We start from the raw sequence: 6,726 nt of genomic DNA, 5'->3' as shown, positions 1-6,726 counted from the left end.
CAACTGTCAACTGTCAACTGTCAACTGTCAACTGTCAACTGTCAACTGTCAACTGTCAACTGTCAACTGTCAACTGAATGAATGCCTCTACTTCACAGCTTCTTGTTCCAAAGCACTTTCGCGATTGCACGATCGAATTCGCTCCAGCACTTGGTTGTCAATAGCCCCCTTCGCCAAACGAATAGCATTAAAAATCGAGGCAGCTTGAGACGAACCGTGGCTGATAATGCAAACTCCAGCAACGCCCAACAGCAAACCGCCGCCGTGTTCAACGTGGTCTACCCGCTGCTTAAACCCCTTGAGGCTTTCTTGCAAGAGGGGAGCGCTAATTTGATTTTTGAGTCCGGCGGCCAATTCTTCCTTAAGCACTTGCACCACGACTTCGCCCACCGCTTCGGCAAACTTCAACAACACGTTGCCGACAAACCCGTCGCAGACAATTACGTTGAAGTTCCCCGACAGCACGTCGCGGCCTTCAGCATTCCCCACAAAAGGAATGTTCGGATTGTCCACCAATAACTGGTGGGTGCGAACCGCCGCGTCGTTGCCCTTAGAAGGTTCTTCGCCAATGTTGAGCAGACCGATTTTAGGTTCGGCTACGCCCAGGACGCACTGGCTGTAAATAGTTCCCATCAGAGCGAACTGCTCCAAATATTTGGGGCGGCAGTCCACATTAGCGCCAACATCGAGAATCAGTACAGATGTGCCAGGTACCATTGTCGGCAAAACTGCACCGATCGCAGGGCGATCGATTCCAGGTAAGCGTCCCAACCTGAGCAGGGCAGCAGCCATTGCCGCGCCGGAGTGACCGGCGGACACCACACCATCAGCTTGCTGCTGCTTGACTAAGTTCATCGCTACGTTAATCGAAGCGTTGGGCTTACGTTTGAGGGCACTTAGAGGTTCTTCGTGCATTTCCACCGTTCCTTCTGAAGGAACGATTTCTAGCTGACCTTTGCAGACGCGGCCGATCGCGTCTTGAAGACGTAGCGAGTCTTCTATTTGCTGCGGGTCGCCCACCAGCAAAATCTCTACGCCTAATTCTGCTTGTGCCTTAAGCGCTCCAGCTACAACCTCGGCGGGGGCATGATCCCCACCCATAGCGTCTATTGCAATTCTTGCGCGTGTCGATCCCATTGACTAATGTTTGAGAAACACTAAAAATTCTACCAGGAACTCAGTCGATTTGAGAGTTGAGATTTGAGAGTTGAGATTTGAGATTGACTTGCAGCATTGAATCTGGGAGCAGGAACTTTGGTCTAAAATTTTGGGAGCATCCACTCAAGAGCGTCTGGGCCTTGTACCCGTTTCTTGCTTGTCTGGAGTCTGAATCCAGAAGTGGGAATAAATAACTCAAATCTGCTCGCGCCCGATCGGACAATTGTCATTGACGACTAATCTGATAGAGTTTGTCCCTACTTTACTATTTTTGACTGCCAATTGAAAAACTCAATGGAATAGTTTACAGTGGGCCCGCCCAAAAACGGGTACAAGTTTCCGACACTCGTCGTGACTCGGCCCCCAAATTTTAGACCAAAGTTCAATCTCCCAGATTCATCAGCGGAGTAAATCTAAAATCTAAAATCTAAAATCGACTGACTTTAGGAGTAAAAAATGCTGGATTTATTTAGCTCAGGAATCATGTCTCTATGGCTGGACATGGCTGGGGTACGCAGTGCCGCGCCCAACGCTGTGTCGGTACTGGCTTGGCGGGGAGGGATACCCGGGTTAGTGATAGCCGAAGAGCTGGCTTTTGGGGGAATAGATGCGGCAAATTCAGACTTGCCGGCATCCGCGGCGGTGGAGGAATATTTAAAAGATTTGAAGGCGAAGCATCTGATTGACGGCAATCAGGGAGTTTGGGTGCAAGCGGGAATGCAGCCACTGGTAAGTCAGCAGGGAACGGTGCTGATGCCTGGGGCTTCGCTGACGAAAATTGCGACTTCTCTGGCTTCCCTGGAAACTTGGGGCGTGGATTATCAGTTTGAAACGCGGTTTTGGGGAACGGGGCCGATTAGGAATGGGGTATTGCAGGGAGATTTGGTGGTCAGTGGCGGGGGCGATCCGCTGTTTGTTTGGGAGGAGGCGATCGCCGTTGGCAATGCTCTCAATCAAATGGGTATCGATCGCGTGGCTGGCAATTTGGTCGTGACAGGCAATTTCCGCATGAATTACCAGTCCGATCCTGTGGCTGCGGGGGAGGGTCTGCGACAGGCACTTGATAGCCGTAGTTGGCCGCAGGACGTGCTGGCAATGTATTCTAAGATGGCTCCGGGAACTAAAAAGTCGCAAGTAACGATCGCCGGCAGCGTGATTGCTGAGAAATTTGCTAGTTCGGGGCATTTACTGCTGAAGCGTCGATCGCTCCCTTTACCCGAAATTCTCAAGCAGATGAACGTCCACAGCGACAATGAAATTGCCCAAATGCTGGCGGACAATTTGGGCGGGGCAAAAATAGTCCAGCAGCAAGCTACTTGGGCGGCGGGGGTGCCGGAGGCGGAACTTCAATTAATTAACGGTTCGGGCTTGGGAGTCGAAAATCAGATGTCTCCGAGGGCGGCTTGCGGGATGATGCAGGCGATCGCCCGCAACCTTCAGACTACTGGGTTGACAATTGCTGACTTGTTTCCGGTGTCTGGGCGCGATAAGGGAACTGTGGAACATCGGCACATTCCGCGCTACGCTGTGGTGAAAACTGGTACTTTGGACACGGTGATTGCTTTGGCTGGAGCGATACCCACGCGCGATCGGGGTTTAGTTTGGTTTGCAATTATCAATCGCGGCACCGATTGGGACTCTTTGAGAGCGCAGCAAGATATATTTTTGCAAAAATTGGTGCAGCAGTGGGGAACTGCATCGGCCCTGCCGCTAGCAATTACACCGCACATTGACGGTGCTAGACCAGCTTTGGGGGCAGCAAATCGCAGCGATATTTTGCTGGGAGGTTAAGAAATAGGGGTTGAGTTGGGGTTCGCCGAAAGACGACCGACATAATAGTTTAGAATTGAAACAGGACTATTCTGCAAGAAGATGATCAAACTGCGATTGAAGAGATACGGAAAGAAACGCGAGGCAAGCTACCGGATTGTAGCGATGAACAGCTCTACCCGCCGCGACGGCCGTCCCCTAGAAGAACTCGGCTTCTACAACCCTAGAAATAACGAAACCAGGCTGGATGTTCCAGCGATTGTCAAGCGTCTACAACAAGGCGCTCAGCCAACTGACACCGTGCGTGACATCCTGAGAAAAGCGAATGTATTTGAACAAGTCGGAGCCGGAGCCAACGTTGAATCCAGCACAGCAGCAGTCAGCTAGTCCCAACTACGCTGGACTCGTACAGTTTTTAATTGGGCCTTTTTTAGAGACCCCCGGATCTTTGCGGGTTGATTGCGAACTGCACCCGCGTCAATCGCGGGTATGGGTTCGTCTCGCTTTTGAAGATCCTGACAAGGGCCGGGTTTATGGTAGGGGCGGACGCAATATTCAGGCGATTAGAACTACCCTCGAAGCGGTGGCGCAAACTGCTGGTCAGTCTCTCTACTTAGACATATATGATGTCGAAGCGGGCGATCGCAACTCCTTGCCGCCTAGGGGCGATCGCCCGGATCGCGATCGACCAGATCGTGGCACGCGCGAGCCGCGAGGCGATTTCCGCCCCCGGACAGCGCCTCCATCGCCGACTCCCTTACCTAGCAGAACTCCGAGAGAACAACCTCGCCGTACTAACACACCTACGTTTAGAACGAGCAGAAATACTCCCGGTTATTAACTGAAGAACCCAGCAAGAATTTTAGATTTTAGATTGCCTGTTGTATCGTTTGATTTTAGATTGCCGATTTTGCGATCGGACACAAATGTAAAATTTAAAATCTCAAATCTCAGCGGAATCAGGTAAATCTAAAATCTGAAATCTCAAATCTCAAATCTAAAGTTACCTCACTTCAAAGAAGGGAGATTTGATTTGTGCCTCAAGCACCAAACTCATTGGCGAGTTAAACAGAAAAGACGCTTAGATACTAGGTAAAATCTAGTATCTGGCGTTTTTTTGTTCGCAAAGTAGGGCTAATTTAACCGTTAATTGTTAACATTCAATTGCTTATTTGGAGGGGCTCATGCTAGCATGACTGAAAAACTAACAATCGAGTTACCGAGCACTCAAAGCGCCATGTCGCTAGCCGGCAATCAAGAAGAAAACCTGAAAATTATTTCTAAGCAAACCGGAGCTAACCTGGTAATGCGAGGCCAGGAACTACTGATTTCCGGCACAAAAACTCAAGTAGAATTGTGCCATAAATTAGTGCGATCGCTCTCCGACTACTGGAAATCCGGCAAAACCATCACCGGAGTAGAAATCCAGACGGCCCGCTACGCATTGGATACCAACCGCCAAGGCGATTTGCAAGACTTACAGCGAGACGTACTCGCCAAAACCCGCCGCGGCGAAGAAATTCGAGCCAAAACCTTCAAACAGCGCCAGTACGTCCAAGCAGTACGCACGCACGACTTGACATTTTGCATCGGCCCTGCGGGTACTGGCAAAACATTTCTAGCAGCTATTTTAGCCGTGCAAGCGCTGTTAAGCAAGCAGTACGAACGGCTGATTTTAACCAGGCCAGCCGTAGAAGCTGGGGAAAAATTAGGATTTCTGCCGGGAGACTTGCAGCAAAAAGTCGATCCCTATTTGCGTCCGCTTTACGACGCCCTCCAAGAAATAATCGACCCCGAAAAAATGGCCGATTTAATGGAAAGAGGCTTGATCGAAGTAGCTCCTTTAGCTTATATGCGAGGGCGCACTCTCAGCAATGCTTTTGTAATTTTGGACGAAGCTCAAAATACAACGCCTGCTCAAATGAAAATGGTGTTGACTCGTCTGGGCTTTCGATCGAAAATGGTAGTGACAGGCGATATCACTCAAACAGATTTGCCACCACACCAACAATCGGGATTGTCAGTTGCCCAACAAATTCTGGGCAACGTTGAGGGCATTGCGTTCTGTGAATTCAATCAGGCGGATGTGGTGAGACATCCCCTAGTGCAGCGGATTGTCGCTGCTTACGAACTGCACGAAAAGTAGTCAGTTGACAGTTGACAGTTGACAGTTGACAGTGGGCAGTTGTCAGTTGACAGTTGACAGTGGGCAGTTGTCAGTTGTCAGTGGGCAGTTGTCAGTTGTCAGTTGTCAGTTGTCAGTTGTCATGGGGTATTATTAGTTATTTGGTGTTTTGGGTTGTTATTACCAATTACCAATCCCCAATTACCAATTATCAATTCCCAATTATCAATTCCCAATTACCAAATTATGCCTAATCTGAAAGAATTCTTAGAAGCTTGCGAAAAATTGGGTACACTGCGTTTAATTGTGACTAGCAGCGCGGCTGTCCTGGAAGTACGCGGTTCGATTCACAAGCTGTTTTATGCGGAGTTACCGAAGGGTAAATATGCAAATATGCACGCCGAAATATTTGAGTTTCACCTGAATATGGACAAAATCAAACAGGTGAAGTTCGAGACTGGGGAGGCGAAAAGAGGCAATTTTACAACTTATGCAATTCGTTTCCTCGACGAGCAAAATGAGGCTGCTTTGAGCGCGTTTTTGCAGTGGGGAAAGCCGGGGGAATATGAACCGGGACAGGTGGAAAATTGGCAAGAATTGAAGGAAAAATACGGGGAGGTTTGGGAACCCGCACCTGTTGAGACACTTGAAAAATAGGCTTTTCGACTTTGAAATTGCATATTTGGGGCGGGCAGGATGCCCACCCCACAAGCGGCAAATTTATTTTTGTGAAACAGGCAAGATGCCTGCTTATGAAAATGCTATAAATATGAGGTTTAACTAATTTGTTGCGTACTTATGGATTAATTAATCGCAGAGGCGCTGAGAACGCATAGAAGAGAGAAGAGAAAGAAAAAATTAGCTGTTTGAATGTAATTTGGTATGAAGGTAATTTGGGGTTTTTGTCTGGTTTTGGCTGTGCTGCTGTGGGGTGGGGCTGCCAGGGCGGGGGTTTTGGCCGATCGCATTTCCAGTTTTCCCAATTGGGATCGCAAGCCTCCCATCGCTGTAGCTAAGGGAGATTTGGTGTATCCAGACTGGATGGGAGGAAATTGGAATGTTGCGAGCACTTTGGTGGATTTAGCCGCTCCTTTAGCGCCAAATATTGTCACGCCTGGATTTGAAAAAAATCGCCAGTATTTACAGCAGCCCGTATTATTTCAAGTGCGATTTCAACCAGAAATAGATACTGCTATTTTTTCTAATTATAGATCTAAGCTAGCTAAGAAGATTGTGGGCGATCGCACTTTTAACGGTTTGAACATCGCCAAAGCCTATTTAGGCGACGGTGGCGTACTTTCGGTGAAAGTCGATCCGAATAATCCCAACCGCCAGATTACCATACTCAAAGGCGATCGCCAACTAATTTCGATTGTTACCAGTCGCGGCACTGAAACGCCCAATCCCGATGAATTTATGTCTACAGAGATTTCTCAGCAGGTGTTTCGGGGAGAGACTGATATTTATTTAAACGAGGTGGAAACAACCACGGCTTATCGAGTAGTTGGAAGCGGGAAAAATGGCGATTCTGCGAGTAAAAAAATTGTAGCGGATCAGGTGACAGCGATTTATTTATCGCCCCAAGACCCGGATTATTTTGCTGCTGGGGGGCATCCTGTGGCTTTGTACCGATATCGGTTGGAGTTGTTACCGGGCAAATAAGCTAATACCAT

The 6,726-nt window shown here is 48.7% G+C and carries 7 protein-coding genes; 6 read left to right on the top strand and 1 reads right to left on the bottom strand.

The annotated features are described in order from the left end of the window. Positions 1 to 87 precede the first annotated feature (87 nt). On the bottom strand, positions 88 to 1,137 hold the full coding sequence (gene plsX, locus QUB52_RS19080; RefSeq protein ID WP_265234824.1) for a phosphate acyltransferase PlsX: 1,050 nt from the start codon (positions 1,135 to 1,137) through the stop codon (positions 88 to 90). 477 nt (positions 1,138 to 1,614) lie between these two features. Between plsX and QUB52_RS19075 the strand changes: the two genes are divergently transcribed. The 6 genes from QUB52_RS19075 to QUB52_RS19050 all read left to right on the top strand — a co-directional run bounded on the left by QUB52_RS19075 (position 1,615) and on the right by QUB52_RS19050 (position 6,715). Next, a complete protein-coding gene (locus QUB52_RS19075; RefSeq protein WP_332974407.1) occupies positions 1,615 to 2,949 on the top strand; it encodes a D-alanyl-D-alanine carboxypeptidase in 1,335 nt (444 codons plus the stop codon). An 81-nt stretch (positions 2,950 to 3,030) separates the two neighbouring features. Next, positions 3,031 to 3,315 (top strand): 30S ribosomal protein S16, encoded by a 285-nt coding sequence (gene rpsP, locus QUB52_RS19070; RefSeq protein ID WP_265234822.1) that lies wholly within the window; start codon positions 3,031 to 3,033, stop codon positions 3,313 to 3,315. Beyond that, positions 3,254 to 3,769 carry a KH domain-containing protein gene (locus QUB52_RS19065; protein WP_332974406.1) on the top strand — a complete coding sequence of 172 codons (516 nt, stop codon included), beginning with the start codon at positions 3,254 to 3,256 and terminating at the stop codon, positions 3,767 to 3,769. The genes rpsP and QUB52_RS19065 overlap by 62 nt, the downstream gene beginning before the upstream one ends. 351 nt (positions 3,770 to 4,120) lie before the next feature. Next, complete coding sequence (locus QUB52_RS19060) at positions 4,121 to 5,074, top strand: PhoH family protein (protein ID WP_265234820.1); 954 nt, start codon at positions 4,121 to 4,123, stop codon at positions 5,072 to 5,074. A 225-nt stretch (positions 5,075 to 5,299) separates the two neighbouring features. Beyond that, a complete protein-coding gene (locus tag QUB52_RS19055) occupies positions 5,300 to 5,710 on the top strand; it encodes a ChuX/HutX family heme-like substrate-binding protein (protein ID WP_265234819.1) in 411 nt (136 codons plus the stop codon). Positions 5,711 to 5,935: 225 nt separating this feature from the next. Continuing rightward, the gene (locus tag QUB52_RS19050) at positions 5,936 to 6,715 is read left to right on the top strand and encodes a DUF6816 family protein (RefSeq protein ID WP_332974405.1); all 780 of its coding nucleotides are present in this window, start codon (positions 5,936 to 5,938) and stop codon (positions 6,713 to 6,715) included. Positions 6,716 to 6,726 lie beyond the last annotated feature (11 nt).

Source organism: Microcoleus sp. A6-C6 (assembly GCF_036705955.1).
In the GTDB taxonomy this organism is placed as follows: Bacteria; Cyanobacteriota; Cyanobacteriia; order Cyanobacteriales; family Microcoleaceae; genus Microcoleus.
The sequence above is the reverse complement of the archived record's forward strand: the minus strand, read 5'-3'. Positions and strand labels throughout refer to the sequence as shown.

What these genes read in the sequence shown, in the direction of transcription:
- plsX (WP_265234824.1), bottom strand. Translation starts at nt 1,137, where the DNA reads ATGGGATCGACACGCGCAAGAATTGCAATAGACGCTATGGGTGGGGAT.
- QUB52_RS19075 (WP_332974407.1), top strand. Translation starts at nt 1,615, where the DNA reads ATGCTGGATTTATTTAGCTCAGGAATCATGTCTCTATGGCTGGACATG.
- rpsP (WP_265234822.1), top strand. Translation starts at nt 3,031, where the DNA reads ATGATCAAACTGCGATTGAAGAGATACGGAAAGAAACGCGAGGCAAGC.
- QUB52_RS19065 (WP_332974406.1), top strand. Translation starts at nt 3,254, where the DNA reads ATGTATTTGAACAAGTCGGAGCCGGAGCCAACGTTGAATCCAGCACAG.
- QUB52_RS19060 (WP_265234820.1), top strand. Translation starts at nt 4,121, where the DNA reads ATGACTGAAAAACTAACAATCGAGTTACCGAGCACTCAAAGCGCCATG.
- QUB52_RS19055 (WP_265234819.1), top strand. Translation starts at nt 5,300, where the DNA reads ATGCCTAATCTGAAAGAATTCTTAGAAGCTTGCGAAAAATTGGGTACA.
- QUB52_RS19050 (WP_332974405.1), top strand. Translation starts at nt 5,936, where the DNA reads ATGAAGGTAATTTGGGGTTTTTGTCTGGTTTTGGCTGTGCTGCTGTGG.